This window comes from Homoserinimonas flava, from assembly GCF_054969005.1.
In genome coordinates, this window is sequence record NZ_JBUEQS010000001.1 from 587,816 (window position 1) to 613,414 (window position 25,599).

25 protein-coding genes and 2 tRNA genes are annotated in these 25,599 nt (G+C 66.7%); 12 read left to right on the forward strand and 15 right to left on the reverse strand.

What is annotated here, in order from left to right:
* Positions 1-106: 106 nt before the first annotated feature.
* Positions 107-295, reverse strand: coding sequence for a DUF2510 domain-containing protein (locus ACY48M_RS02805; RefSeq protein WP_462818721.1), 189 nt, complete (start codon positions 293-295; stop codon positions 107-109).
* Between the two features lie 297 nt (positions 296-592).
* Here ACY48M_RS02805 and ACY48M_RS02810 point away from each other — a divergent pair, with 297 nt between their 5' ends.
* The gene (locus tag ACY48M_RS02810) at positions 593-2,080 is read left to right on the forward strand and encodes an MFS transporter (protein WP_462818722.1); all 1,488 of its coding nucleotides are present in this window, start codon (positions 593-595) and stop codon (positions 2,078-2,080) included.
* Here the strand turns inward: ACY48M_RS02810 and ACY48M_RS02815 are convergent.
* Positions 2,049-2,122, reverse strand: a tRNA-Gly gene (locus ACY48M_RS02815). The two genes, ACY48M_RS02810 and ACY48M_RS02815, sit on opposite strands and share 32 nt — an antisense overlap.
* Before the next feature lie 122 nt (positions 2,123-2,244).
* Between ACY48M_RS02815 and ACY48M_RS02820 the strand changes: the two genes are divergently transcribed.
* The 4 genes from ACY48M_RS02820 (at position 2,245) to ACY48M_RS02835 (ending at position 5,248) form a co-directional block, all read left to right on the forward strand.
* A tRNA-Pro gene (locus ACY48M_RS02820) sits at positions 2,245-2,318 on the forward strand.
* Between the two features lie 53 nt (positions 2,319-2,371).
* Positions 2,372-3,721: a trigger factor gene (tig, locus tag ACY48M_RS02825; protein WP_462818723.1), complete on the forward strand. Its 1,350-nt coding sequence runs from the start codon at positions 2,372-2,374 to the stop codon at positions 3,719-3,721.
* A 214-nt stretch (positions 3,722-3,935) separates the two neighbouring features.
* Entirely contained in the window at positions 3,936-4,547 is a 612-nt protein-coding gene (locus ACY48M_RS02830; RefSeq protein WP_462818724.1) for an ATP-dependent Clp protease proteolytic subunit, read from the forward strand.
* 41 nt (positions 4,548-4,588) lie between these two features.
* Entirely contained in the window at positions 4,589-5,248 is a 660-nt protein-coding gene (locus ACY48M_RS02835; protein WP_462819243.1) for an ATP-dependent Clp protease proteolytic subunit, read from the forward strand.
* Between the two features lie 70 nt (positions 5,249-5,318).
* Here ACY48M_RS02835 and ACY48M_RS02840 read toward each other — a convergent pair whose 3' ends face one another.
* The 3 genes from ACY48M_RS02840 to ACY48M_RS02850 all read right to left on the reverse strand — a co-directional run bounded on the left by ACY48M_RS02840 (position 5,319) and on the right by ACY48M_RS02850 (position 7,453).
* A complete protein-coding gene (locus ACY48M_RS02840; protein ID WP_462818725.1) occupies positions 5,319-5,960 on the reverse strand; it encodes a copper resistance CopC family protein in 642 nt (213 codons plus the stop codon).
* Between the two features lie 80 nt (positions 5,961-6,040).
* Positions 6,041-6,691 (reverse strand): YcnI family copper-binding membrane protein, encoded by a 651-nt coding sequence (locus ACY48M_RS02845; RefSeq protein WP_462818726.1) that lies wholly within the window; start codon positions 6,689-6,691, stop codon positions 6,041-6,043.
* 111 nt (positions 6,692-6,802) lie between these two features.
* Complete coding sequence (locus tag ACY48M_RS02850; RefSeq protein WP_462818727.1) at positions 6,803-7,453, reverse strand: hypothetical protein; 651 nt, start codon at positions 7,451-7,453, stop codon at positions 6,803-6,805.
* Positions 7,454-7,608: 155 nt separating this feature from the next.
* On the opposite strand from ACY48M_RS02850, the gene clpX reads away from it, so the two are divergent.
* Both clpX and ACY48M_RS02860 read left to right on the forward strand, forming a co-directional pair.
* On the forward strand, positions 7,609-8,886 hold the full coding sequence (gene clpX / locus ACY48M_RS02855; RefSeq protein WP_462818728.1) for an ATP-dependent Clp protease ATP-binding subunit ClpX: 1,278 nt from the start codon (positions 7,609-7,611) through the stop codon (positions 8,884-8,886).
* Between the two features lie 46 nt (positions 8,887-8,932).
* Positions 8,933-10,057: a benzoate/H(+) symporter BenE family transporter gene (locus tag ACY48M_RS02860; RefSeq protein WP_462819244.1), complete on the forward strand. Its 1,125-nt coding sequence runs from the start codon at positions 8,933-8,935 to the stop codon at positions 10,055-10,057.
* Positions 10,058-10,146: 89 nt separating this feature from the next.
* Here ACY48M_RS02860 and ACY48M_RS02865 read toward each other — a convergent pair whose 3' ends face one another.
* Complete coding sequence (locus ACY48M_RS02865) at positions 10,147-12,165, reverse strand: M3 family metallopeptidase (protein WP_462818729.1); 2,019 nt, start codon at positions 12,163-12,165, stop codon at positions 10,147-10,149.
* Positions 12,166-12,190: 25 nt separating this feature from the next.
* On the opposite strand from ACY48M_RS02865, the gene ACY48M_RS02870 reads away from it, so the two are divergent.
* From ACY48M_RS02870 to ACY48M_RS02890, 5 genes are all read left to right on the forward strand, one after another.
* The gene (locus ACY48M_RS02870) at positions 12,191-13,012 is read left to right on the forward strand and encodes a class I SAM-dependent methyltransferase (RefSeq protein ID WP_462818730.1); all 822 of its coding nucleotides are present in this window, start codon (positions 12,191-12,193) and stop codon (positions 13,010-13,012) included.
* 94 nt (positions 13,013-13,106) lie between these two features.
* Complete coding sequence (locus ACY48M_RS02875; RefSeq protein ID WP_462818731.1) at positions 13,107-13,436, forward strand: PadR family transcriptional regulator; 330 nt, start codon at positions 13,107-13,109, stop codon at positions 13,434-13,436.
* Between the two features lie 3 nt (positions 13,437-13,439).
* Positions 13,440-13,802, forward strand: a complete 363-nt coding sequence (locus ACY48M_RS02880) for a DUF1048 domain-containing protein (protein WP_462818732.1) — start codon at positions 13,440-13,442, stop codon at positions 13,800-13,802.
* A complete protein-coding gene (locus ACY48M_RS02885) occupies positions 13,799-14,605 on the forward strand; it encodes an ABC transporter ATP-binding protein (RefSeq protein WP_462818733.1) in 807 nt (268 codons plus the stop codon). The genes ACY48M_RS02880 and ACY48M_RS02885 overlap by 4 nt, the downstream gene beginning before the upstream one ends.
* Positions 14,602-15,363: an ABC transporter permease gene (locus ACY48M_RS02890; protein WP_462818734.1), complete on the forward strand. Its 762-nt coding sequence runs from the start codon at positions 14,602-14,604 to the stop codon at positions 15,361-15,363. The genes ACY48M_RS02885 and ACY48M_RS02890 overlap by 4 nt, the downstream gene beginning before the upstream one ends.
* 21 nt (positions 15,364-15,384) lie before the next feature.
* On the opposite strand, the gene ACY48M_RS02895 is transcribed toward ACY48M_RS02890, so the two are convergent.
* The 9 genes from ACY48M_RS02895 to ACY48M_RS02935 form a co-directional block, all read right to left on the reverse strand.
* Complete coding sequence (locus ACY48M_RS02895) at positions 15,385-16,062, reverse strand: DUF1294 domain-containing protein (RefSeq protein WP_462818735.1); 678 nt, start codon at positions 16,060-16,062, stop codon at positions 15,385-15,387.
* 29 nt (positions 16,063-16,091) lie between these two features.
* Positions 16,092-16,334: a hypothetical protein gene (locus ACY48M_RS02900; protein ID WP_462818736.1), complete on the reverse strand. Its 243-nt coding sequence runs from the start codon at positions 16,332-16,334 to the stop codon at positions 16,092-16,094.
* A complete protein-coding gene (valS, locus tag ACY48M_RS02905; protein ID WP_462818737.1) occupies positions 16,334-18,904 on the reverse strand; it encodes a valine--tRNA ligase in 2,571 nt (856 codons plus the stop codon). The genes ACY48M_RS02900 and valS overlap by 1 nt, the downstream gene beginning before the upstream one ends.
* An 85-nt stretch (positions 18,905-18,989) precedes the next feature.
* Positions 18,990-19,604 (reverse strand): TetR/AcrR family transcriptional regulator, encoded by a 615-nt coding sequence (locus ACY48M_RS02910; protein ID WP_462818738.1) that lies wholly within the window; start codon positions 19,602-19,604, stop codon positions 18,990-18,992.
* Between the two features lie 2 nt (positions 19,605-19,606).
* On the reverse strand, positions 19,607-21,238 hold the full coding sequence (locus ACY48M_RS02915; protein WP_462818739.1) for a dipeptide ABC transporter ATP-binding protein: 1,632 nt from the start codon (positions 21,236-21,238) through the stop codon (positions 19,607-19,609).
* Positions 21,235-22,110, reverse strand: coding sequence for an ABC transporter permease (locus tag ACY48M_RS02920; RefSeq protein WP_462818740.1), 876 nt, complete (start codon positions 22,108-22,110; stop codon positions 21,235-21,237). Before ACY48M_RS02920 ends, ACY48M_RS02915 begins: the two co-directional genes overlap by 4 nt.
* Entirely contained in the window at positions 22,107-23,033 is a 927-nt protein-coding gene (locus ACY48M_RS02925; RefSeq protein ID WP_462818741.1) for an ABC transporter permease, read from the reverse strand. The genes ACY48M_RS02920 and ACY48M_RS02925 overlap by 4 nt, the downstream gene beginning before the upstream one ends.
* A gap of 2 nt (positions 23,034-23,035) precedes the next feature.
* Positions 23,036-24,673 (reverse strand): ABC transporter substrate-binding protein, encoded by a 1,638-nt coding sequence (locus ACY48M_RS02930; RefSeq protein ID WP_462818742.1) that lies wholly within the window; start codon positions 24,671-24,673, stop codon positions 23,036-23,038.
* A gap of 152 nt (positions 24,674-24,825) precedes the next feature.
* Positions 24,826-25,425, reverse strand: coding sequence for a biotin transporter BioY (locus ACY48M_RS02935; RefSeq protein WP_462818743.1), 600 nt, complete (start codon positions 25,423-25,425; stop codon positions 24,826-24,828).
* Positions 25,426-25,599 lie beyond the last annotated feature (174 nt).

The following is a 25,599-nucleotide window of genomic DNA, read 5'->3' on the forward strand; positions in this document are numbered from 1 at the left end:
CCGACTCTATCGGGCGGCAGAAGCGGCCGGGGGCAGACCTAGCGGAGCTGTGCAAAAGCGGAGCTGTGCAAAAGCGGCGCTGCACTCAGCGGCGCAGGAGAGTTGACTAGGGGCGGCCGACGAACGGTGTGCGGTAGGCGGTGGAAACCTGAATCTCGGGCCGGGGTGCCTGCACTTCGTTGGTCCACATCATGCCGTTCCACCAACGAACCTGGGGAAGGCCGAGCGGGTCGTGATACCAGCCGGCTGGGGCACCAGTCGTGGTGGCGCTGTCGAAAATTGCGGTAGAAGACATCGGGTGGCTCCTGGTGGCGGGTCGGCAGAGTCGGGGGGTCTGCGCGAGGTGATCGGGATTCTCTGATGGTAGCCCCCACTACGGGGGACATTACAAGAGCGCGCGGGGTACATTTCGCCCCCGGATGGGGGAGCCCCGAAGGGGGGAGGACCGCTCGGTCGCTCGACTGTCGGTGGCGTGTGGATACAATCGTCACCTGCCCAGCTACGGTGCTCGGGGTGGTCCGGCATGGTTCGTGCCGCGGTCCGAGGCTGAAAACCTCCAGCAACTTCTCCACAGAAGCCTGGAGGTTTCCTTTTGTCCCAGCGCACCACATCCACTGTCAGCCGGTGGTGGACGCTCGCCGTCCTCTCCCTCACCCAGCTCGTCCTCGTGCTCGACGGCACAATCGTCACGATCGCGTTGCCAGAGGCCCAGCTTGAGCTCGGGATGTCTGATTCCGAACGCCAATGGGTTGTCACCGCCTATGCGCTCGCGTTTGGTGCACTCCTGCTCATCGGCGGCCGAGTGTCTGACTATTGGGGTCGCAAGCGCGCGTTCGTGCTCGGCATGCTGGGATTCGGCGCGGCATCCGTCTGGGGCGGGTTGGCGCAGGGCGGTGGCGAGCTCATCGCGGCACGCGGGCTGCAGGGCCTCTTCGCCGCAGTGCTCGCGCCCGCGGCCCTTTCGATGCTCACGGTGGCGTTCCCCTCGGGTCGCGACCGCAACGTCGCCTTCGCGGTGTATGGCACGATCGCCGGCACTGGCGCGGCGATCGGCCTCGTGCTCGGCGGCGTGCTCACCGAGTTCGTCGGCTGGCGCTGGTGCCTGCTCGTGAACATCTTTTTCGTCGTCGCAGGCCTGCTCGGCGCGCTGTTCGTGCTCAAGGAGAGCAAGCCGGACGGGAGCCCGAAGCTCGATGTCTGGGGTGCAGTGACGGTGACGCTCGGTCTCGGCGCGGTCGTCTACGGGTTCACCCTCGCGGAGCACGGCTGGGGAGCGCTCGACACGGTGGCGTTCCTCGCCGTCGGTATCATCCTCCTCGCTACCTTCGTGTGGATCGAGTCGCGGGTGACCAGCCCGATCTTGCCGCTCCATCTGATCCTCCACCCCGTGCGCGGGGCGGTGTTCATCGTGCAGGCGTTGATCGGCAGCGTCATGACCGGCACGATGCTGTACCTCGCGTACCACTTCCAGCTGGTCATGGGCATGAGTCCGCTCGTCGCGGGGCTTGCGACGGTCGTCATGACGGGCGTGACCTTGGCGTCGGTCCCGTTCGCGACGCGCGTGCTCACCGCGTTCGGGCCGAGGCCACTCATGGTCGGCGGGCCCCTTGTTGCGGCGATCGGGCTGCTCTACCTCAGCAGGGTTACCGCAGACGGCAGCTATGTCGTCGAGGTGCTGCCCGCGCTCGTCGCGCTCGGCATCGGGTTCGCGATGCTGTTCGCCACACTGCAGAACCTCGCGCTCTCGGGGGTCGAACCCGAAGATGCTGGGGCCGCTTCTGCCACCGTCAACTCCATGATGAACATCGGGGGTTCGATCGGGCTCTCCGTCTTTACCGTCATCTATGCCGGCGTTGTCGGGTCAGGCTCGGCGACGGATGCTTCCACCTCGGCACTGGCAGCAGGGCACTCCGCGGTGTTCGTCGCCTCCGCCGTCGCAATGGGCCTTGCGGCGCTCGTCTCGGCGCTGCTCATCCGCGGCACCAAGGAGCAGCTCATGCCGCACGCCGGGGAATCTCATGCCGGGGAGTCGCATGCCGGGGAGTCTGTGGAGGGGATGACGGGAATCGAACCCGCGTAATCAGTTTGGAAGACTGAGGCTCTACCATTGAGCTACATCCCCGTGCCGCCTGGTCTACAGGCGCGCTCAGCCATCCTAATACACGGCTGGCTTGACCCTGTGCGGGGCACGAGGTGCTGTCGGCTAGACTTGCCGAGGCCCATTTTGGGTATCGCTGGTTTTAGCGGGGCGTAGCTCAGGTTGGTAGAGCGCTCGGTTTGGGACCGAGAGGTCGCAGGTTCAAATCCTGTCGCCCCGACACATTCCCAAGACGCATGACGTCGACAACGAACATCCAGGAGAGTGCAGCACGTGAAGACCACGGTGGAGAAGCTGAACCCGACGCGCGTCAAGCTCGTCATTTCGGTTAGCCCAGAAGACCTCAAGCCCAGCATTGACCACGCCTACAAGCACATCGCTGAGCAGGTCAACATCCCGGGGTTCCGCAAGGGCAAGGTGCCACCCGCCATCATCGACCAGCGTGTTGGTCGCGCCGAGGTGCTCAACCACGCCGTCAATGAGGGTCTCGACGGCTTCTACCGCACTGCGGCAGAAGAGCAGGGCCTGCGCCCCCTCGGTCGGCCTGAGGCCGACGTCACCGGCCTCCCAGAGCTCAAGGACTTCTCGGGCGACCTTGAGGTCACTGTCGAGGTCGACGTGCGCCCTGAGTTCACGCTTCCCAAGCTTGACGGTCTCAAGCTCACGGTCGACGCCGTTGAGGTGGGCGACGACGAGGTCGAGGCTGAGCTGCAGAACCTGCTCGCCCGCTTCGGCACGCTCGTCACGGTCGATCGCCCGGCCAAGACCGGCGACTTCGCGCAGATCGATCTCGTCGCCACGATCGACGGCAGCGAGGTCGACACTGCCAAGGGCATCTCCTACGAGCTCGGCTCCGGTGAGCTCATCGACGGCATTGACGAAGCGCTCGACTCGCTCACCGCTGGCGAGAACACCACGTTCGAGGCTCCGCTGCTCGGCGGCGACAACGCCGGCCAGAACGCCCTCATCAGCGTCACCGTCCTCGCCGTCAAGGAGCGGGAGCTCCCCGCCGCTGACGACGACTTCGCGCAGATCGCCAGCCAGTTCGACACAATCGACGAGCTCAAGGCCGACCTTCGCGAGCAGCTCGGCAAGTCGAAGGTCTTCGGCCAGGGCACGCAGGCTCGCGACCAGATCGTCGAGAAGCTGCTCGAAAAGGTCGAGATCCCTGTTCCCGAGAAGCTCGTCGAGGCCGAGGTGCACCGTCACCTCGAAAACGAGAACCGTCTCGAAGACGACGAGCACCGCGCCGAGGTCGTCGAGTCGAGCGAGAAGACGTTCCGCACGCAGATCCTGCTCGACTCGGTCGTCGAGGCCGAAGAGATCAAGGTCGGGCAGAACGAGCTCACCCAGTACCTCATCCAGGGTGCCGCCCAGTACAACATGGAGCCGGGCGAGTTCATCCAGATCCTCGACCAGAACGGCCAGATCCCCGGCATGATCGCCGAGGTCGCCCGTGGCAAGGCGCTTGCCAGCGTCCTGTCTAAGGCGAAGGTCGTCGACAGCAACGGCAAGGATGTCGACCTGTCGTCGTTCACGGCCGGCATCGACGACGCGGGAGCCGACGTCGAGTTCCCCGCCGTCGACGAGCACGACCACGACCACGAGGGTCACAACCACTAGCATCCGGTTGCCTCTCGGCAATCCCGACGGGCCCGCGCATCACGCATGCGCGGGCCCGTCGGCGTCTGGCCGGGTGAGCACGACACCATGGCACAGGTGTGCGGCGGGCGGCACGCGGCATCCGCGGGCTTTGCCGACAGCGAACGTGGCAGGGTCGGGGTGCCCGCCTCAGATAGATTCGACATACGCGAAAAACTGAAATGGAGCGTAGGCAATGGCCCAACCGGCATTGGTCAGCAGTGTGTTCGACCAACTCCTCAAGGACCGCATCATCTGGCTCGGCTCAGAGGTGCGCGACGACAACGCGAACGAGATCTGCGCCAAGATTTTGCTGCTCGCGGCGGAGGACTCGAAGCGCGACATCTATCTCTACATCAACTCCCCGGGTGGCTCGATCACCGCGGGAATGGCGATCTACGACACGATGAAGTTCGTTCCGAACGACATCGTCACCGTCGGCATCGGCCTCGCCGCCTCGATGGGGCAGTTCTTGCTCTCGTCGGGCACCAAGGGCAAGCGCTACATCACGCCAAACGCGCGCGTGCTGCTGCACCAGCCCTCCGGCGGCTTCGGTGGCACCTCGGCCGACATCCAGACCCAAGCCAAGGTCATCCTCGACATGAAGCAGCGGATGGCCGAGCTCACGGCCGCGCAGACCGGCAAGACCATCGAGCAGGTGCTCAAAGACGGCGACCGTGACAACTGGTTCACCGCCCAGGAGGCGCTCGAATACGGCTTCGTCGATCACCTGCGCGAGTTCGCTTCGGATGTCGCGGGCGGCGGAGGCACCGACATCGCGGCCTCAGTGGCCGAGGCGAAGGAGTAGTGGCCATGGAATTCACCAACCCTTCGATAGGACAGGCTTCGATGCTCAATGCACCCATGCCAGGCGGCATGGCCCGCCCGGCGGAGTCCCGCTACATCCTCCCCAGCTTCGAGGAGCGCACGGCCTACGGCTACAAGCGGCAGGACCCATACGCGAAGCTCTTCGAAGACCGCATTATCTTCCTCGGTGTGCAGATTGACGACGCTTCGGCCGATGACATCATGGCCCAGCTGCTCGTGCTCGAGAGCCAGGATCCCGACCGCGACATCGTGATGTACATCAACTCACCCGGTGGCTCGTTCACCGCGATGACGGCGATCTACGACACGATGCAGTACGTGCGGCCGCAAATCCAGACGGTTGTGCTCGGCCAGGCGGCCTCCGCCGCGGCGGTCATCCTCGCGGCGGGCAGCCCCGGCAAGCGTCTCGCCCTGCCGAACGCCCGCATCCTCATCCACCAGCCCTCCGCTGGTGACTCGGGTCGCGGCCAGGCGTCGGACATCGAGATTCAGGCCCGCGAGATCCTCCGCATGCGCGGCTGGCTCGAGGAGACGCTCGCGCACCACTCCAACCGCAGCAAGGAGCAGGTGAACAGCGACATCGAGCGTGACAAGATCCTCAGCGGTTACGAGGCGCTCGATTACGGTCTCGTCGACCAGGTGCTCACCTCGCGCAAGAACGTGCCGGCGATCGTCAAGTAGTCGCCGACGCAAACGAAGGGCCCCATCACCTCGGTGATGGGGCCCTTCGACGTGTGGCCTGAGCCGCGGATCAGTCCTTGCGGCGAGTGAGCAGCAGGATGATCCCGATCGTGACCACCACGACGATGGCGCCACCGACGATCCACGGGATCGCGGCATCGATCGCCGTCTGACTGTCGCCGCCTTCGGGCCCTGCATCCTCTGACGGTGAGGCGGATGCCTCGGGCTCAGCACTCGGCGACACACTCGCTTGCACCTCTGCTGCGCCGCACACGGGTGCGACCGGCGACCCTGCGGCCACGTCGGTCTCCGCTGCCGGCTCCCACGTGAACGGGATGACTCCGGAGATGGTGTGGCCGTCTTCTGAGACCGCCTGCCAGGTGAGGGTGTAGGCGCCTGCTGCCCCAAGTTCCGCGGTCATGCGTGCGCTCGGCCCGTCGATGGTGACGCATCCGTCGCCGTAGAAGAGGCCGTCGGCATCCGTCACTTGGAGCGCTGCCGCGCCGGTGGCGAGCAGTGGGGCATTGGTGGTGATGTCGAATTCGGCGGGCAGTTCGGTGAGCACCGAACCTTCTGCGGGTGTCGAGGAGATGAGCGAGTTGTGGCCGCTCGCGCTGGATCCCATGCCAACGACGGAGGCGAGCGTCACCGTGAGGATTGCGCCGACGATCGCGAGCGTTCGCGCGATCGTGGTGCCGATGGTGAGGCTCATGGTGCGAGTTCCTTTCGACAAACGGGCCAACTGGTGGCGACGTTTGTTCGGTGTATCAACGATACGCGTGATGGCAGCCACTAGCGATTCCCTGCCTCGCGACGAGCGGAGATACCGAGCGCAAGGCCCGCGGCGCCGAGCGCGAGCGCACCGATGCCGAGCCAGCGCGCAATCGGGTCGTCACTCGCCTCGGTGGCCGCAGCCTGTGGCTCGCTCGTGTCGTCGGCGGTCGCCTCGTGGCCGTGCTCGTCGCTCGGCGTCGCCGCAGTGAGGGTGAGCGTCGGTGCCGGATGCGCTGGTTCTTCTTCTCCGGCTTCGGCGATCTCCGCCCAGTTGGTCGAGCCGACCTCGCACGTTTGGAGTGCGGGGATGGCGACGGCGTCGCCGGCGTCTCCCTCCGGCAGCTTCACCGAGAGCTCGAAGGTGTCGCGGAGGCCGTCCGCGAGCGGCGTGATCGCGGTGTAGACGATTGTCGTGTCGGTCTCCGTGATGGTCCACCCGGCGTTCACCGTGGGGGTCGCTGACTCGATCGAGTCTGGCAGCGTGAACGCCACCGAGGTGGTCGGCGACCCCTCGCATCCGTGACTGACCGAAAAGGTCAGCACAGAATACGAACCCGCCGAACTATTCGATGGGGTCACGCTGACGTGGGCGTGTGCCGAGAGGGGGGCGGCGATCGCGAAGACGAGGCCGGTGCCGATGGCAGCGATGGAGCGTGTTGTGGTGTTCATGAGTTTCCTTGCATGCAGAGTTGGCCGGAGTTTTGGCCGGTGAATGGATGGCTCGGGCACGCGTTCGAGCGGGCGCACCCGTGTGGGCGTGCCGCATCGATGAGGTGAGACTCAGGCGTGCAGGGGAGCCATCGGTGGTCCGCGATGCCGCAGGAATCCGATGAGGGGAGCAAGGTCGCGCAGCGGGATGTGTTCGCGCCACTGGGCGATGAGTTTGGGGGAGCGGAGGGGGCGCGTCGATGCCATCGCGACGGCGGTGCGGAGCGCCCGCGTCCCGGCGCGAACCGCAGAAATCACGGGTCGAACCGCAGAAAGCAGGGCTGTAACGGTGCGCTCCGCGAAGAGCATCACCGCGACCGTGACGGCGGCGGCCGCCGCGTGCGACAGCACCATGAGCGGATCGGGAGGCAGCGTCAGACTACTCTCCGACGAGGAGAATGCCGTGACCGTGATCGCGGCGCCGTGCGAATGGTGCCCAACGGCGGTCGTGGTCGAAGTGCCACCGGGGGTTGCCGCGGTGCCGAAGAGGCTGAAGAGGCCGTGATAGAGCAACTGGCTCGCAGTGACGGCGATGATGAGGCGCGCCCGAGAGAGCCGGCCGGCGAGCGCGATGCAGAGGGGTCCGGAGAGGGCGATGGCGAGCACGATTGCGACCATCGGGGGCCGCCCACCGTCGGCGATAACGTGTGAGAACGCGGCGGCATAGGTGGCGAAACCAGCGACGGCCCACCCACGGCCGAATCGCGCCCAGCGACCGGTCATCCCAGCGCCCCCACATTCTTCGACTCGTCGCTCACCAGTCTAGCGATGGCAGACGTGAGTATTTCTTTGTGGGTGATTCCGCCAGTCGGCAGCGCAGTGTCGCCCGATCGGGTTAGGCTCATACCCACGATTCCAATTGATGGAGGAGGGGGCGCATGGCTCGAATTGGCGAGAGTGCCGACCTGCTGAAGTGCTCATTCTGCGGAAAGAGCCAAAAGCAGGTCCAACAGCTCATTGCGGGCCCCGGCGTGTACATCTGCGACGAGTGCGTCGAACTCTGCAACGAGATCATCGAGGAGCGCCTTGCCGAGGCCGGCGAGGTCACCACGAGCGAGTTCGATTTGCCGAAGCCGCGCGAGATCTTCGACTTCCTTGAGGAGTATGTGATCGGCCAGGAGAAAGCCAAGAAGGCCCTCTCCGTCGCCGTGTATAACCACTACAAGCGCATCCGTGCGCGGAACACGATCGCACCGGCCGATGCCGCGGTCGACGACGTCGAGATCGCCAAGTCGAACATCCTGCTCATCGGCCCAACAGGGTGCGGCAAGACCTACCTCGCACAGACGCTCGCAAAACGCCTTAATGTGCCCTTCGCGGTTGCGGATGCCACGGCCCTCACCGAGGCGGGCTACGTCGGTGAAGACGTGGAGAACATCCTTCTCAAGCTCATCCAGTCGGCTGACTATGACGTCAAGCGGGCCGAGACCGGCATCATCTACATCGACGAGATCGACAAGATCGCTCGCAAGGCCGAGAACCCTTCCATCACCCGCGATGTCTCTGGCGAGGGTGTGCAGCAGGCGTTGCTCAAGATCATTGAGGGCACGGTCGCGTCAGTGCCGCCGCAGGGTGGCCGCAAGCATCCGCACCAGGAGTTCATCCAGGTCGACACGACAAACGTGCTCTTCATTGTCGCCGGCGCGTTCGCCGGGCTCGAAGAGATCATCTCCCAGCGGGCGGGCAAGAAGGGCATCGGCTTCGGTGCCCCGCTGCACAGCAAGGGTGATGACATCAACCTCTTCAGCGAGGTGCTGCCAGAAGATCTGCACAAGTTCGGGCTCATCCCCGAGTTCATCGGCCGGCTTCCCGTCGTCACGACCGTCACCCCGCTCGACCAGGTCGCGCTCATGGACATCCTCACGCAGCCGAAGAATGCGCTCGTGAAGCAATACCAGCGCATGTTCGATATCGATGGTGTCGAGCTTGAGTTCGAGCGCGATGCGCTCGAGGCGATTGCCGACCTCGCGGTGCTTCGCCAGACCGGCGCTCGCGGCCTCCGATCGATCATGGAGGAGGTGCTCGGCTCCATCATGTTCGACGTCCCCTCCGACGACGACATCGCGCGGGTCGTCGTCACCCGCGAAGCGGTGCTGACGGGCGCCGCGCCGACGATCGTGCCACGCAAGCTTTCGCGCCAGGAGAAGTCTGCCTAGTCGGACCGGAGGCCGCAGCAGCGTCTTCCAACCCATCTCCGCAGGGATCGTCGCGGCAGTCAGCGGCTTCGCATCGTCGTTCGCGCTCGTCGTTGCCGGGTTGCAGGCCGTCGGGGCGAGTGATGCCGAAGCCTCATCCGGTCTCCTCGCCCTGTGTGTTGTCGCTGGTCTCGTGACCATCGGGTTGTCGTGGCGGTATCGGCAGCCGATCTCGATCGTGTGGTCGACCCCTGGGGCGGCGGTGCTCGTCGCGGCGGGCAGTGGGGGCGCGAGCTTCGCGACAGCGGTCGGCGCGTTCATGGTGAGCGGCGTGCTCATCGCACTGTGCGGCCTATGGCCGGCGCTCGGGCGGGCGATCACCAGCATCCCGACCCCGCTCGCGAGCGCCATGCTCGCCGGCATCCTGTTTCCGATCTGTTTGGCGCCCGTGACGGCAGTGACCGAGCATCCGCTGCTTGCGGTGCCGATCATCCTCGTGTGGCTGGTGCTCTACCGCCTTGCTCCGCGGTGGGCAGTGCCCGCCGCCATGGTTGTCGCCATCATCGTGATCGTGCTCGCGGCTGGCACCGATTGGCTCGGGGGAGACGGTATCGCCCCCGTGGTCGTCGCCGTCGTTCCGGAGTTCGACCCGCTCGTCGTCGTCAGTCTCGGTCTGCCGCTGTTTATCGTCACGATGGCCGGTCAGAATGTGCCCGGCTTCGTCGTGATGCGCAGTTTCGGCTATGCGACGCCTCCACGGCCCGTGTTTGTGTGGACCGGCCTCGGTTCTGCGGCGGGGGCGATGCTCGGAGGGCACGCCGTCAATCTCGCGGCAATCACGGCGGCGATCTCGGCGAGCCCCGAAGCGCATCCAGAACCCTCGAAGCGCTGGATTGCGGGCATCAGCAGTGGCGCGACCTTCCTCGTGTTGGGGCTCGGTGCCGGCATCGCGACCGCGGTGGTCGCGGCCGCCCCATCGATCCTCATCCTCGCCGTCGCGGGCCTCGCCGTTCTTGGCGCCCTCATCAGCTCGATCACCTCGGCGCTGGAGTCACCGCGCGATCGCGTCGCGGCGATCTCGACGTTTCTTGTCACTGCGTCAGGGCTCACGTTTCTTGGCATCGGCTCGGCCTTCTGGGGGCTCCTTGTCGGCGCCGTCATCATGCTCTGGCTGGGGTGGCGCCGACGCTGAGGTGCTGCGCTGAAGCTTGAGCTTGAGCTGGAACTGAAGCTGAGGCACTGCGGCTGAAGCTGCGGCGCCGCACGCTCGGCGCTGCGCGCTCAGGCCCCGTCGAGGCCGCGGCGACGGAGGAGCGGTTCGATCTCCGCCGTGCGTCCACGAAAATCGCGGTATGCCTCAAGTGGGTCTTTCGAACCGCCAACGCCGAGGAGGCGACGGCGGAAGCGATCGCCGTTCTCACGGGTGAGACCGCCGTGCTCGGCGAACCACTCGACCGTGTCGGCATCGAGCACTTCACTCCAGATGTACGAGTAGTAGCCTGCGGAGTAGCCTCCCGAGAACGTGTGAGCGAAGTACGCGCTGGAGTAGCGCGGGGGGATCGCACTGCTGCGGAGGCCGACCTGCTCGAGGGCCTGCGCTTCGAAGGCCGCGACATCCTCGATCGTGTCTGCCGTCGTGATGCGGTGCCAGGCTTGGTCGAGGAGGGCTGCGGCGAGATACTCGCTCGTGGCGAAACCCTCATTGAACTGCTCGCTCGCCCGCAATCGTTCGACGACGGAGTGGGGGAGAGGCTCCCCGGTCTCGTAGTGCACGGCGTAGCGCTCGAGCACGTCGGGCCAAAGCATCCACATCTCGTTGACCTGGCTGGGAAACTCCACGAAGTCGCGGAACACATTCGTGCCCGAAAACTTGGGGTAGTGCGCCGTCGCGAGGAGGCCGTGCAGCGCGTGACCGAACTCGTGGAAGAGGGTGGTCACCTCATCGAGTGTGAGGAGGGTGGGCGAGCCTGGCGACGGCTTGGGCACGTTGAGGTTATTGACGACGACGGGCGGATGTCCCAGCAGGCCGCTCTGCGACACGATGGGGTTCATCCACGCACCGCCGCGCTTCGAGTCGCGCGTGTAGAGGTCGAGCACGAAGAGGCCGAGGGGGGCGCCGTCGTCGAAGACCTCGAAGACGCGTGCCTCCGGGTGGTAGGCCACGAGATCAGTCCGCTCGGCAAAGGTGAGACCGTAGAGGCGTTCGGCGGCGAAGAACACCCCGTCTCGCAGCACGCGCTCCGCCTCGAACCACGGGCGCAGCGCGCTCGAATCGACGTCGTAGTCTCGCTGGCGCACCTGCTCCGTGTAGTAGGCCCAGTCCCAGGCCTCGATGGGGTGGCCGGCAAGCGCCTCGAGTGTGGCCTGTTCGACTCGCGCATTGCGCGCGGCGGCCGGCGCGAGCCGGCCGAGCATTTCGGCGACGGCCTCGGGGGTGCGCGCCGTTTGGTCTGCCGTGATGAACGCCGCGTGGCTGTCGAACCCGAGGAGCTGTGCGCGCTCGGCCCGCAGTCGGGTGATCTCGAGCACGAGCGCACGGGTGTCGTTGGCGCCGCCGCGGGAGCCGCGCGAGAGCGACGCCTCCACGATCCGCTGGCGAGAGTCGCGACGCGTGAGCCGCGCGAGCACGGGGTGGCCGGTGGGCAGCACAAGGTTCACCAGATAGCCATCGACCCCACGCTCGGCGGCAGCGGCGGATGCTGCGGCGATTTCGCTCTCGCTGAGGCCGTCGAGTTCGTCGGCACGTTCGAAGATGACGGCGAGCTCGTTGGTATCGGCGAGCAGGCGCTTCTCGAATCGGGTGGCGAGGGTCGAGAGGGCGCCGTTGAGCTCGCGCAGCCGTGTCTTGTCGGCGTCGTCGAGGCCAGCGCCGGCGAGGGTGAACTCGGTGTGGTGGCGTTCGACGAGGTAGCGGGTTTCCGCGTCGACGATGTCGTCGCGGCGGTCGTGGACGGCCGCGATGCGCGCGAACAGGCGGGCGTCAAGCTGGATGGCGTCATCGTGGTCGGCGAGTCGCGGGGCGAGGGCCTCTTCGAGCTCGGCGATGAACGGGGTCGAATCGGCCCACGACCGGGTGAAGAAGATGGCACGCACGCGGTCGAGGGTTGCCCCACTGCGTTCAAGGGCGACGAGGGTGTTCTCGACGGTCGGGGCCTCGTCATTCGCGATGATGGCATCGATTTCGGCGCGCTGCTCGAGCATGCCCGCTTCGAAGGCGGGGAGGAAGTGTTCGTTGCGGATGTCGGCGAATGGCGGCAGTTGGTATGGCAGTGTGCTCGGCTCAAGCAGTGGATTCGGCATACGCTCCACTCTAGAAGGAGTCGATATGAGCCCCGCACCGCAGCCATCCGAAGAGCGTTACACGCACGGCCATCACGAGAGTGTGCTTCGCTCACACGCGTGGCGCACGGTTGAGAATTCCGCAGCCTACCTCGCGCCCGACCTCGTCAGCGGTCGCACGGTGCTTGATATTGGCTGTGGGCCCGGCACCATCACGGTCGACATGGCGCGGCGGGTCGCGCCCGCGCGAGTCATCGGGCTGGATGCTGCCGAGGAGGTTATCGAGAAGGCGCGGGCTCACGCCGCGGATGAGGGTGTCGAGAACGTCGAGTTCGTGGTCGGCAACGCGTATGACATCAGATTCGACGGTGATTCGTTCGACATTGTGCACGCGCACCAGACGCTGCAGCACCTCGCCGACCCTGTCGCGGCGCTGCGCGAGATGCGCCGGGTGGTCTCGCCGGGCGGGGTCGTTGCCGCCCGCGATGTCGACTACGCGGGCACCATGGTGACGCCAGCGACGACGGGCCTCGACGCCTGGGCGTCGCTCTATCAGCGCGTGCATCGGTCCAACGGTGGTGACCCCAACGCCGGACGCTCGCTCAAGGTGTGGGCGCGCGCGGCTGGCTTTGCGACTGTCGAGAGCAGTGCATCCATCTGGTGCTTCGCCTCGGATGATGAGCGCGCCTGGTGGGGTGGGCTCTGGCGGGATCGCGCCCTGCAGTCTGCCTTTGCGAGCGATGCTCTCGACAAGGGGCTTGCAACACTCGACCATCTGACCGCGATCTCGACCGCCTGGGATGAATGGGCGGCGTCGCCGGATGGCTGGATGGGGATGCCGCACGGCGAGGTGCTCTGCCGCGGCTGAGATTTCGCGCGAAAACTCGGGCTTGCGCTGCCACTACTTAGCGCTACTATGTACTGGTAGCTAGTAACACTGAGTAGTGCGGAAGAGGTGCCAAATGGGGCGACAGATCACGGAGATGCTCAAGGGCACGCTCGAGGGCATTGTGCTCGCGCTGCTCGTGGGGAGTCCTGCCTACGGGTACGAAATCACGACGCTGCTGCGTGCGCAGGGCTTCACCGATATCGCCGAGGGCACCGTGTATGCACTGCTCGTCAGGATCGAGCAGAAAGGTCTCGTCGACGTCGAGAAACGACCGTCGGAGAAGGGGCCACCGCGCAAGGTGTATTCGCTCAACGACCAGGGCAGGGCAGAGCTTGAGGAGTTCTGGAAGACCTGGGGGTTTCTTTCCGAGCGGCTAGAGCAACTTCGAGAACGAGAGGCATGAAAAATGGGCGTTTCAGATTTCACAGCGAAAGTGATCGGTGAGAAGCGCCGGTGGCGCGAATACCGGGCACGGGTCAAACGACTCCCGGGCGGGTACCGAACTGCGGCCGAGGGCCTTGAGCACTACCTCCTGAACTTCGGGCCAGCGGATGGCAACCTCGCCGCGACCATGTTCGAAGACCTCGCCGACCTCTTTGAACAGGCCGCCATCGACGCCACACCCATCAGGGAGATCGTCGGTGACGACCCGATCGAGTTCATCGAAACATTCTTGAAGAACTACTCGAGCGGCGGGTGGGTCGATCGTCAGCGAGCCAAGCTGATCAAGGCGATCGACTCCGCGGTGGACGAGGAGTCGACACCATGAATGCCGAGGTGGCCCGCCCGGATGCTGCGATCCGGGTCGCCGGGTTGGAGAAGGCCTACAAGCAGCTCAGGGTGCTTCGTGGCGTCGACTTCGAGGTGGCGCCAGGCAGCATCTTCGCCCTCCTCGGTTCGAATGGAGCGGGCAAGACGACGATCGTGCGCATCCTCTCCACTCTCCTGAAGGCGGATGCTGGCACCGCGACCGTGAACGGCTTCGATGTCGCGCAGCATCCGCTTCGGGTCCGAGAGTCGATCAGCCTCACCGGCCAGTTCGCCGCGGTCGACGAGATCCTCACGGGGCGCGAGAATCTCATCCTCGTTGCTCGCCTGCGACACCTCAGCGACCCCGGCACGATCGCCGATGACCTGCTCGCGCAGTTCGGGCTCGCGGATGCGGCATCCAGACGTGTCGCAACCTACTCGGGAGGCATGCGCCGGCGCCTCGACATTGCGATGAGCCTCATCGGCGAGCCGAAGGTGATCTTCCTCGACGAGCCGACCACAGGCCTCGACCCCGAGGCGCGCCTCGACGTGTGGAAGGTGATCAGAGCGCTGGCGCACGCCGGCACCACGGTGCTCCTCACCACGCAGCATCTCGAGGAGGCGGAGCATCTCGCCGACCGCATTGCGATCCTCCACGAGGGGCAGATCATCGCAAACGGCACGCTCGGCGAGCTGAAGCAGTTGCTGCCCCCAGCGACCGTCGAATACGTAGAGAAGCAACCGTCGCTCGAGGACATCTTCCTCGCCCTCGTCGGGCGCGACGCAACAGACACCGGAGCGACTCGGGAGGACACGCCATGACCACGCACTTCTTCGCCGACACGGGGGTGTTGCTCGGTCGCTCGCTGCGGCACATCTTCCGCAGTGCTGACACGATCATCACGACTGCGATCACCCCGATCGCCATCATGCTGCTCTTCGTCTTCGTGTTGGGCGGCGCGATCGAGACCGGCACCGAGAACTACGTGAACTACCTCTTGCCGGGCATCATGCTCATTGCGATCGCATCCGGGGTCGCCTACACGGCGTTCCGCCTGTTCGGCGACCTGCAGAGCGGGCTCTTCGAGCGGTTCCACTCGATGCCCATAGCGCGGTCGTCGGTGCTCTGGGCTCACGTGCTCACCTCGCTGGTGGCGAACGCGATCGCGGTCGTAATCATCGTGCTCGTCGGGCTGCTGATGGGGTTCCGCACGGGGGCGGGCCCGCTCGCGTGGCTTGCGGTCGCGGGCATCCTGACACTCTTCACCCTTGCCCTCACGTGGATCGCCGTGCTCGCGGGTCTCTCGGCGAAGACGGTCGACGGGGCGAGCGGGTTCTCCTACCCGCTCATCTTCTTGCCGTTCATCAGCTCGGCGTTCGTGCCGACCGAAACGATGCCTGGCCCGGTGCGGTTCTTTGCCGAGCACCAGCCGGTCACCGCGATCGTCGACACCATCCAGAACCTGTTCGCACAGCGGCAGGTCGGCGATGAGATCTGGGTCGCCCTCGCCTGGTGCCTTGGCATCCTCGTCGTCGCGTATTTTGCCGCCATCACGGTGTACCGGCGCAAGGTGGCCTGAGCGGCCATCTGTGCGCCGAGGTCACGGTTGCGGGAGCTGTTGCAGGGCGGCGTTCAGCAACTCCGGCAAAGCGGGCAGCAGGTACGGTGCTGCGCCGAGCAGCGCGAGATTGAGCACCACCACGCTCCAGAACGCCCTCTGGAACGAAATTTTCACGGTCTTGTGCCGGAATCTCTGCTGGGCGAGGAGCCCACCAGGCCACCCGCCGAGCGCGTCGAAAAAGAGCAGCCTGAGTTCGGGAACGCGTCGCCGCCCGGTTCCAGCGAGTGACTTGTCGATCGCGTAGCCCGAGTAGGACGCGATGCTCGCCACCCCGTAGAGTCCGATGATCCACTCCCAGGCGATGCCCTCGCCGACCACGAAGATCGCGACCGCGCCGAGGGTGATGAGTGCGATGAAGGCACCCACTCGACGCCCCGTCTCGAATCGGGACGAACCCCGCGCACGATCGCCGTTGCCAAACGAATTTCGGACGCCTCCCGCACGATAGGTGAGCCGATGAGCCCGAGGGCGCCCGTGTGCATCGATCGACTGGGAATACTCCACCGCATCGCCAATCTGCGGTCTGCGCCTGGCGGGAAACGCGGAGATGTGGGCAAAAATGCGAGTCTCACCGTAGTCCGAGGTGATAAAGCCGAACCCGCGATCGTCATTCCACGCTGTCACGGTGCCGCGGGCGCGAGAGGTCTGGTCGGTCACGAGCAGATCGTATCGGTCCCTGCGCGCACTCAGGCGGGCGGGGTCACCACGGCGGTGCCCTCGCCCGTGAGGCGCACGACGGTGCCATCATCGAGTTCCGCGATCGGTCGACCCTCGAGCCAGGTGAGCGTCCAGCGCCAGACCGTCGGGTCGAAATCGGCGGATGCGAGGGCGAGCAGTTCGGCATCGACCCCGGCAATCGCGTCCCGCACGATGGCTGGCAGGCGCTCGGGTGCCGCACCGCCTACCGCCCATCGTGTGCCGAGCTGCATCAGGAGGGCTGTTCCGCGAGCACGATGTCGGTGACCGCGAGGGCCTCCGCCTCTGTGAAGTGCAGCGTCTCGATGCGCCCGACTGCCTTGAGGTCGTCCTCGGCGAGGCGGAGCAGGGCGAGCTGCTCGGCCGGTGCCGCGATGACGGCCGAGGTGACGGGCGTTTTCTGCGAGGCCTTCGCATCCGTCTTGGCGCGGCGGATGCCGATGAGGGCAGCGCTCACCGCTCCGAGCAGGCCGGTGGGCGCATCCGTGCCCGGTGCGACCGGCCATTCGGCCGTGTGGATGGAGTCGTCATGCGTCCACGACCACACCTCCTCGGTCGCGAAGGGGAGGAAGGGGGCGAGCAGGCGGAGCATCACGTCGATCGCGCTGCGGAGGGTGAGCACGGCGCTGGCCTGGCCCTCCGGGGGCGATGCACCGTAGGCGCGCTCTTTGACGAGCTCGAGGTAGTCGTCGCAGAAGGTCCAGAAGAACTGTTCGGTTGTCTCGAGCGCTCGGGCGTGGTCGTACTCGTCGAACGCGGTCGTGGCCGTCGCGACAACCCGGTGCAGCTCGGCGAGCACATCGAGGTCGAGCGGGGCGGTGATGGCGTGGTCGCCGCCTGGGAGCTCATAGGAGTACGCGAACTTCGCCGCATTGAGCACCTTGATGGCGAGCCTGCGGCCGATCTTGATCTGCTTCGGGTTCTGCGGGTCGAACGCGGCATCCGTGCCGAGCCGGCTCGATGCCGCCCAGTAGCGCACCGCGTCGGAGCCGTGGTCGTCGAGCATGCCCGCCGGGGTGACGACGTTGCCCTTCGACTTCGACATTTTCTTGCGGTCGGGGTCGACGATGAAGCCGGAGATCGCGGCATGCTTCCACGGGGCGACGCCGCCGTGCTCAAGCTGCGAGCGGAGCGCGGTCGAGAAGAGCCACGTGCGGATGATGTCTTGCCCCTGCGGGCGCAGATCGTACGGGAACACGAGATCGAAGAGCTCCGGGTCGGACTCCCAGCCTCCCGCGAGCTGCGGGGTGAGCGACGAGGTCGCCCAGGTGTCCATGACGTCGAGCTCGCCGATGAAGCCGCCGGGCACATTGCGCTGCGACTCCTCGAAGCCGGGTGCGGCATCCGATGACGGGTCGACCGGGAGCTGCTGCTCGCTCGGCACGATGGGGGAGTCGAACACGGGGTTGCCGTCGGCATCGAGCCGGTACCAGACGGGGATCGGCACACCGAAGAACCGCTGACGGCTGATGAGCCAATCGCCGTTGAGGCCGTTGACCCAGTTCTCGTAGCGCACCTTCATGAACTCCGGATGCCACGCAATCGTCTCACCGAGGGCGACAAGGCTGTCGCGCAGCTGTTCGTCACGCCCGCCGTTCGTGATGTACCACTGGCGGGTCGACACAATCTCAAGCGGCTTGTCGCCCTTTTCGAAGAACTTCACGGGGTGCGTGATGGGCTTGGGGTCGCCGATGAGCTCGCCGCTCTCGCGGAGCAGATCGACGACGGCCTGCTTGGCGCTGAAGACGGTCTTGCCGGCGAGCTGCGCGTACGCGGCGCGGCCGGCCTCGCTCTCGATCGCGTCGGGCGCTTCGCTCACGATGCGGCCGTCGCGGCCCATGATGGTGCGGTTCGGGAGGTCGAGTTCGCGCCACCAGATCACGTCGGTGAGGTCACCGAACGTGCAGATCATGGCGATGCCTGAACCCTTGTCTTTCTGCGCGAGGTGGTGTGCGACGACGGGCACCTCGACGCCGAAGACGGGGGTGGTGACGGTCGACCCGAAGAGCGCCTGGTAGCGCTCATCATCCGGATGCGCGACCAACGCGACGCACGCCGGCAGCAGTTCTGGCCGGGTCGTCTCGATGTGGATGTCTCCAGCTGGGCCGTGGAATGCAAGCCGGTGGTATGCACCCGGCTGCTCCTTGTCCTCGAGCTCGGCCTGCGCGACGGCCGTGCGGAACGTGACATCCCACAGGGTTGGGGCATCGGCCTGGTACGCCTCGCCGCGCGCAAGGTTGCGAAGGAAGGCGCGCTGGGCGGTTGCCTGCGACTCTGGCGCGATCGTGCGGTAGGTCTGGGTCCAGTCAACGCTGAGGCCGAGCTTGCGCCACAACGCTTCGAACTGCTGCTCATCTTCAACCGTGAGCGTCTCGCACAGCTCGACGAAGTTGCGACGGCTGATGGGCTTCTGGTCGGCCGCCTTCGAGCTCTTGTTGTCGCCGCCCTCGAAGGGCGGCACGAACTCGGGGTCGTAGGGCAGGGTCGGGTCGCAGCGCACGCCGTAGTAGTTCTGCACGCGGCGCTCGGTCGGCAGGCCGTTGTCGTCCCAGCCGATGGGGTAGAAGACGCTGCGCCCGCGCATGCGCTGGTAGCGGGCGACGACATCCGTGTGGGTGTAGCTGAAGACGTGGCCGATGTGAAGCGAACCGGAGGCCGTGGGCGGCGGGGTGTCGATCGAGTAGATGGTGTCGCGCGTCGCGTGCTCACGATCGAAGCGGTAGGTGCCCTGCGACTCCCAGGTGGGGGCCCACTTCTGCTCGAGTCCTTCGAGGGCGGGCTTGTCGGGGATGGCGTCGGCCATGGGATGCTCCGGTTCGATGTGTGCGGCACCGTGTCGATGGTGAGATGCCTGAGTGTTGGTTGCGTCAATCGTACCGGAGGGTCGTTCAGGGCTCGGCGATGCCACCGTTCTGCCTCGCTGCCGAGAGCACGACCGAGAGCGCCGAATTGAGATAAGGGGAGAGCGCCCCCCGCGACGAGCCAGCCTCAGCCCACTCCTGCGCACCAGCGGTCGCAGCACCGAGCAGCGCATACGCGGTGGCCTGCGCGCGGGGCGCCGTCACGCCGGCACGGAGAAGGTATTCGCGCACGCTCCTGGCACCCCGGATGAGGCGGGCGACGGCGGATGCCTGCAGTTCGGCGACACTCCCGATGAGCTCGTGCTGCGTGAGCACGAAGGGCACGCTCGCTGGCCCGAACTCGGCGGCGAGCGTGCGGAAGACGCCGGCGACGGCCGAGAGCGGCTCGGCCGCAGCATCCGCTTCGAGCAGCGAGTCCAAGTGGTCGAGCGTCGCGTCGAGTTCGACCCAGAAGACATCGCCCTTCGCGTCGAAATAGTTGAAGAAGGTGTTGCGGCTCACGCCGGCGCGGCGCGTGATGTGCTCGACGGTGGTGCGGGCATAGCCCTGCTCGAGGAACAGCTCGAACGCGGCATCCTGCAGCAGTTCCCGCGATGCGGCGGGTGGTCGACCGCGAGTATGGCCGGGCGGGCTGCTGGTCATGATCACTCCGCGAAAGGATGCAAGCGCGGAATCGCATCGACGAGACGCTGGGTGTACTCGTGCTGTGGTGCCGCGAAGAGTTGGGCGGGCTCGCCCTCCTCCACGATACGGCCATCGCGCATGACGGCGACACGGTCGCTCATGTGGCGCACGACGCCGAGGTCGTGCGAGATGAAGACATAGGCGAGGCCGAACTCCCGCTGGAGGTCATCGAGCAGGTCGAGCACGATGGCCTGCACCGACACATCCAGCGCCGAGACGGGTTCGTCGCACACGATAACGCTCGGCCGCGCGGCGAGGGCTCGCGCGATCGCGACGCGTTGCCGTTGCCCACCCGAAAGGTGGAGGGGACGACGCCCGAGCACGGTCGAGGGCAGCCCAACCGCGTCGAGGAGTTCGCTCACTTGCACCGAGCTCCCGGCCGCACCGCTCTCCGCGGCCCGCGTCGCATCGCGGAGGATTCGACGCACGGTGTGCCGCGGGTCGAACGAGCTCAGCGGGTCTTGATACACCGCACCGAGCAGATGTCGCCTGGGGCGACGGGCGGCCTCCCGGATGCCGCTGAACCGCTCGCCGTGGAGCATCACCTCGCCATCATCAGGCTCGATGAGACCGAGCATCATGCGGGCGACCGTCGTCTTGCCCGAACCCGACTCGCCGACGAGCCCGAGGGTCGTGCCGGGCGCGAGCGTGAGGAACACGGCGTCGACCGCAAGGAGCGCGGGGGCGTGAGGCCGGGCGAAGCTCTTGCTCACGGCCCGCGTCTCGAGCACGGGCGCGGTGCCCGCCGCCGGCCGAATGATGGAGCTGAAGGGTTCGCGTTCGAGCAGGCTCAGGCGCTCTCCGCGCGGCACGCCTGTCGGCACCGAACGGATGAGCTGGCGCGTGTACTCATGCTGTGGGTGCTCCAGCACTGCCGCCGTCTCGCCGTACTCGACGATGCGCCCATCCCGCATGACGGCGACCCGGTCGGCGATCTCCCGCACGACCGCGAGGTCGTGGCTGATGAGCAGCAGCGCGGTGCCGGATGCGCGGAGCCCATCGAGCAAGCGCAACACCTGCGCCTGCACGGTGACGTCGAGGGCCGTCGTCGGCTCGTCGGCGATGATCACGCTCGGCTTCGCCGCGATGGCGCTCGCAATGAGGGCGCGCTGTCGCAACCCGCCGGAGAGTTCGCCGGCGCGCTGCAGCATCCGTATCTCTGGGTCTGGCATGCCGACCTCGGTGAGCGCTTCGAGCACGCGCTCACGACGGTGGGCAGGCGTCATGGTTGTGTGGAGTCGCAGGCTGTCGGCGATCTCGCGGCCGATCGGGCGCAGCGGGTCGAGCGAGACGAGGGCGTCTTGCAACACGAGGCCGATCTCGCTGCCACGGATGCGCCGCCAGTCACGGGCGTTAGCGCTGAGCAGTGATCGCGGGCCGAGTTCGAGCCGCGCCGCCGTGACGTTCCCGCTCGTCAGGCCGAGGAGCGCCCGCGCAGTGACGCTCTTGCCCGAACCGGATTCCCCAACGATCGCGAGGCATTCGCCCGCATCGAGCGTGAACGACACGTCGCGCACAGCCTCGACCCCGGCGAATGACACGGCGAGCCCTTCGACCCGCAATATCGGCCCCGTCGTCTGCGGCAGCGTCATGATTCTCCCCGCCGCGTTCGTGCCTGAATGCTCCGGCCGAGCGCCGTCGCGGAGGCGGCGGTTGCGACGATCGCGAGCCCTGGGAACACTGTCATCCACCAGGCCACGCTGATGTAGGGGCGGCCGGCGGCGAGCATGGCGCCCCACTCGGCGGCGGGCGGCACGACCCCGAGCCCGAGATAGCTCAGCGACGACGCCCAGACGATTGCCTGGCCAACGCCGAGGGTGGCGAGCACGAAGACGGGGGCGACGGCGTTCGGCAAGATGTGGCGGCCCAGAATTCGCGATGGGCGCTCACCGAGCACAACGGCCGCCTCGACATAGCCGGAGCGACGGACGGCGAGGATGCGGCTGCGGATGATGCGCGCATAGCCCGGCGCGGTCGAGAGCCCGACGGCGATCGTGGTGGTGACGACGCCCGGCCCGGCGATGGCGATGAAGACGAGGGCAAGGAGCAGGCCCGGCAGGGCGAAAAGCACTTCGGTGACGCGGGTTGTCGCAAAATCGAACACTCGGCCGCCGACCGCGCCGAGGGTGCCGAGCACGAGCGCGAGGCCGATGCCGATCGCGGTCGCGGCAAGGCCGATGAGCAGCGACTGGGCGGTGCCGTGCACGACGCGGGTGTAGACGTCGCGCCCCGATTCGTCGGTGCCGAAGGGGTGGGCCCACGACGGCGGGCTGAAGGCATCCGCCGGCGCGATGGCGAGCGGATTCCCCGGAGCAAGCAGATTCGGCGCGAGCGCCGCGACGATGATGATCGCGATGATGCCGATGCTCACGAGCTCGCCGAGTGTCGGCCGTGCCCCCGTGCGAGCGCGCACCCGTGTCGCGGTGAGGTCCGGGCGGGGGGCGTCGAGCGCTGGCGTGCTCACGATGCCTTCAGCCGTGGGTCGGCAAGCCGGTCGATCGCGTCGGTCGCGATCGTCACGATCACGAAGGCGAGAGCCGAGACGAGGGCGATGCCGGTGACCATGGGGATATCGCGGGCGGTCACGGCGTTCATGAGACTGCGGCCGAGCCCCGGCCTCGCAAAGACGGTTTCGACGATGACGGCGCCACTGAGCAGAGCGCCGAACGCCCACCCGGAGAGCGAGATGGCTGGCAGCGCAGCGTGCCGGATCGCATGCCTCCAGCGCACCCCGTTCTCGCTTTCGCCGCGCGCCCGTGCGGAGGTGACGAACGGCGATTCGAGGGCGTCATCGAGCGACTCCCGCATCACCTGGGCGAGAAAGCCGGCGAGCGGCAGCGCGAGCGTGAGCACGGGCAACACGAGCCCGGCGGGCCCAGACACGCTCACGGGGGGCAGCCAGCCGAGGGTCGTACTGAAGAGCAGGATGAGCATCGACGCGAGCCAGAAGTGCGGCACCGCGGATGCCACGACCTCGAGCCCTGACGCGAGCGCCCGCCCGATCCGGCTGCCGCGGGTCGCCCACGTCGCGAGCGCGAGCGCGATGACCCACGCGACGGCGAGCGAGAGCACGGTGAGCAGGAGGGTTCCCCAAAACTGCTGGCCGATGAGCTCGAGCACGCCCCGGCGTAGGGAGTACGAGGTGCCCAGGTCGCCCACCAGGAGGCGCCCCAGCATGAGCAGGTACTGCTCTGCGAGGGGTCGGTCGAGCGCGTGCTCTTCGCGCACGAGCGCGAGCGCCTCCTCCGACGCTTGCGAGCCTGGCCCGCCGAGCAGTGCCTCGGCGGGATCGCCAGGCACGAGCCGGAGCGCGAAGAAGATGAGCGTCGCGATCGCCCAGAGCACGAATGCGCCGCCCGCCACCCGCAGGGCGATCCAGCGCAGCATCGTCAGCGGGTGAGCCAGGCGTCGAGGAACGTCGGCGTCGAGACGGTGGGGAGTGCCCGCATGCCCTGCACCGCTGAGGAGTGAAGGTAGTGGTTCTGCTGGTCGTAGAGGGGCAGCACGTAATAGCCGCTCAGCACGATCTCCTGAGCCTCGGCATACAGCTCGGTGCGCAGCTCCGGCTCGGTCGTCTCGCTCGCCTCGGTGAGCAGTCGGTCGAGCTCGGGGTCGCTGAGCTGTGCCAGGTTGGCAAAGTAGCCGCTCGGCGCCGGGACGATCGAGTCGGAGTGGTACAGGATGCGGAGCACATCAGGGCCGACCTTGGTGTACGGGGCGCTCACGAGGTTGTACTCGTCTGCCGCCAGGGCGCCATACCAGCTTGAGAGGTCGAGCGGCTCAAGCACGACCTCGAATCCGACCTCCTTGGCGTTCGCCTGGATCTGTTCGAAGAGTGACTGCTCTGCAGGCACCGATTGGTTTGTGCTGACCGGAAACTGCACGCTAAGGCGTTCGCCGTCGCGCATCCGGACGCCATCCGTGTCACGCTCGCTCCAGCCGGCCTCGTCGAGCAGCGCCTCGGCGGCGGCGAGATCCTCTTCGAAGTACTCGGGCAGGGAGAGCGACTCCGCTTCGACGCTCGAAAGCACGCTGTAGGAGCGGTCGGCCGTGCCGAAGAACAGTGCCTCGATGCCGGCGTTCACCGATGCCGAGCGCACGAACGCCTCACGCACCCGTTCGTCATCAAAGGGCGCCTTCGAGGAGTTCAGCTCGATGCGGTTCGACGCTCCGGGCCGGGGCGCCGCAATCGCCGTGATCTCTCCGCCAGCGGTCGCGGCGGCGAGCGAATCGGGTTGCGGGTTGTCGATCACATCGACCTCGCCCGACTGCAGCGCGGCGTAGCGCGATGCGGCGTCGGGAATGAAGCGCCACTCGATGCCGTCGAGCCAGGCGGTGGAGTCATTCTCGGCATCCTGCGGGGCCGACGTGTAGTCATCGTTGCGCACGAGCGTGATGCTGTCTTGACGAGTCCAGCTCTCGACGATGAACGGCCCAGTGCCGACGGGGGACTCGCAGTTCGTTGCCTGGTCACGCTCGAGCGCCGTCGGTGACTGGATGCCCAGCCACGGCATCGAGAATGACTCGAGCAGCGCGCTGTCGGGTGAGGAGAGCGTCAGGCGAAGGGTGAACTCCTCGGTGGCTTCGGCCGCCGTGATCTTGCTCACCGCGAGATACCCGGTCGAGGATCCTGTCTCCGGGTCTTGCAGGTGGGCGATGTTCGCTGCGACCGCAGCAGCATCGAGCGGGGTGCCGTCGGTGAACTGCACATCGTCCCGAATCACGAACTCCCAGCTCAGGCCGTCGGCGCTCTCCTCCCACGACTCGGCGAGCCACGGCAGAATCTCGCCATCGCTGCTCTTTGAGACGAGCGATTCGATGTACTGCGTGGCAAGGAGCGCCTGCGGGTAGTTGCCGCCAACGTGCGGGTCGAGGCAGGTGGGTTCGGCGTCACCGGTCGCGTAGACGAGCGTGCCGCCGCGCGTGGGCTCCTCCGATTCGGTGGGGGTGCTGGCGCAGCCTGCAACGAGGGCGAGAACGAGTGCGGAACTCCCGCAGATGGTCATGATGCGGGCGGCGCGGAGCATGCGATCCTCACGGTTCGAAACGACTGATGTCAGGAAAGTGGCCCGCGCTCCTTAGATCAACTCGGTACAACAATCCCAACGATCCAGCATACTGCCGAGACGACGATGACCCGACCAGACCCCCGGCCGGGCCATCGTCAAGTGGGCAACGATCAGTCGCGTCGCTCCGCAAGGCGATCAGAGAGCTTCCACGTCGCGGGGATGACGGCGGTCGCGATAGCCGCTTTCACGATGCCACCGATGATGAACGGGTAGAGACCCCACGCGAGGGTCTCCTCAAGCGTGCCGCCCAGTGCGATGCTGAGGCCGACGAGGCCGAAAGCGAAGATCACAATCGTGCCCGCGCTGAACGACACGGCGGCCCCGAGGAACTTCTTGTCCCAGTTGCGCTGTGCGAGCCACCCGGTGAGGGCTGCGGCGACAACGAAGCCGATGATGTAGCCGCCGGTCGCGCCGAAGAGCACCTCGGGGCCAGATGCACCCTCGCTGTAGACGGGCAAGCCAACGAGGCCGAGGGTGAGGTAGAGCGCCATCGAGAGGGCGCCGCGCGTCGCGCCGAGCGTGCTGCCGACAAGCAGCACGGCAAGAGTCTGCATCGTGATCGGCACCGGCTGCATCGGAATGTACAGCTGCGAGGCGAGCGCGGTGAGCACGGCGCCAGCAGAGATCAGCACGAGGTCCGTTGCGATGCTTCGGGTGAAGAGACGGTCGGCGAGAGTGGGGCGGCCGTAGCTGAGGGTCAAAGTCGACACGCTGCGATCCTTCCGGGGCAGGTGGTGCAGGTGGCCGCCCGGGTCGGGCGCAGGATTCCTCGCCCATAGTAGGGGGTTTCGGGCGCAGCGCGGCGTTCCTCCACATTCTCCGAGCGTTTGGGCCCCGGCACGAGTGCCTGTGTAAGGCTGCAGTCAGCGCGGGCAATCACCCCC

Bases quoted from the DNA above. Each gene is read 5' to 3' on its own strand.
- ACY48M_RS02910 (WP_462818738.1), bottom strand. From the start codon at position 19,604: ATGACCAGCAGCCCGCCCGGCCATACTCGCGGTCGACCACCCGCCGCA.
- ACY48M_RS02830 (WP_462818724.1), top strand. From the start codon at position 3,936: ATGGCCCAACCGGCATTGGTCAGCAGTGTGTTCGACCAACTCCTCAAG.
- ACY48M_RS02900 (WP_462818736.1), bottom strand. From the start codon at position 16,334: ATGCAGCTCGGCACACGATGGGCGGTAGGCGGTGCGGCACCCGAGCGC.
- ACY48M_RS02850 (WP_462818727.1), bottom strand. From the start codon at position 7,453: ATGACCGGTCGCTGGGCGCGATTCGGCCGTGGGTGGGCCGTCGCTGGT.
- ACY48M_RS02915 (WP_462818739.1), bottom strand. From the start codon at position 21,238: ATGACGCTGCCGCAGACGACGGGGCCGATATTGCGGGTCGAAGGGCTC.
- ACY48M_RS02890 (WP_462818734.1), top strand. From the start codon at position 14,602: ATGACCACGCACTTCTTCGCCGACACGGGGGTGTTGCTCGGTCGCTCG.
- ACY48M_RS02925 (WP_462818741.1), bottom strand. From the start codon at position 23,033: ATGCTGCGCTGGATCGCCCTGCGGGTGGCGGGCGGCGCATTCGTGCTC.
- ACY48M_RS02865 (WP_462818729.1), bottom strand. From the start codon at position 12,165: ATGCCGAATCCACTGCTTGAGCCGAGCACACTGCCATACCAACTGCCG.
- ACY48M_RS02885 (WP_462818733.1), top strand. From the start codon at position 13,799: ATGAATGCCGAGGTGGCCCGCCCGGATGCTGCGATCCGGGTCGCCGGG.
- ACY48M_RS02880 (WP_462818732.1), top strand. From the start codon at position 13,440: ATGGGCGTTTCAGATTTCACAGCGAAAGTGATCGGTGAGAAGCGCCGG.
- ACY48M_RS02870 (WP_462818730.1), top strand. From the start codon at position 12,191: ATGAGCCCCGCACCGCAGCCATCCGAAGAGCGTTACACGCACGGCCAT.
- ACY48M_RS02875 (WP_462818731.1), top strand. From the start codon at position 13,107: ATGGGGCGACAGATCACGGAGATGCTCAAGGGCACGCTCGAGGGCATT.
- clpX (WP_462818728.1), top strand. From the start codon at position 7,609: ATGGCTCGAATTGGCGAGAGTGCCGACCTGCTGAAGTGCTCATTCTGC.
- ACY48M_RS02835 (WP_462819243.1), top strand. From the start codon at position 4,589: ATGCTCAATGCACCCATGCCAGGCGGCATGGCCCGCCCGGCGGAGTCC.
- ACY48M_RS02845 (WP_462818726.1), bottom strand. From the start codon at position 6,691: ATGAACACCACAACACGCTCCATCGCTGCCATCGGCACCGGCCTCGTC.
- valS (WP_462818737.1), bottom strand. From the start codon at position 18,904: ATGGCCGACGCCATCCCCGACAAGCCCGCCCTCGAAGGACTCGAGCAG.
- ACY48M_RS02930 (WP_462818742.1), bottom strand. From the start codon at position 24,673: ATGCTCCGCGCCGCCCGCATCATGACCATCTGCGGGAGTTCCGCACTC.
- ACY48M_RS02805 (WP_462818721.1), bottom strand. From the start codon at position 295: ATGTCTTCTACCGCAATTTTCGACAGCGCCACCACGACTGGTGCCCCA.
- ACY48M_RS02840 (WP_462818725.1), bottom strand. From the start codon at position 5,960: ATGAGCCTCACCATCGGCACCACGATCGCGCGAACGCTCGCGATCGTC.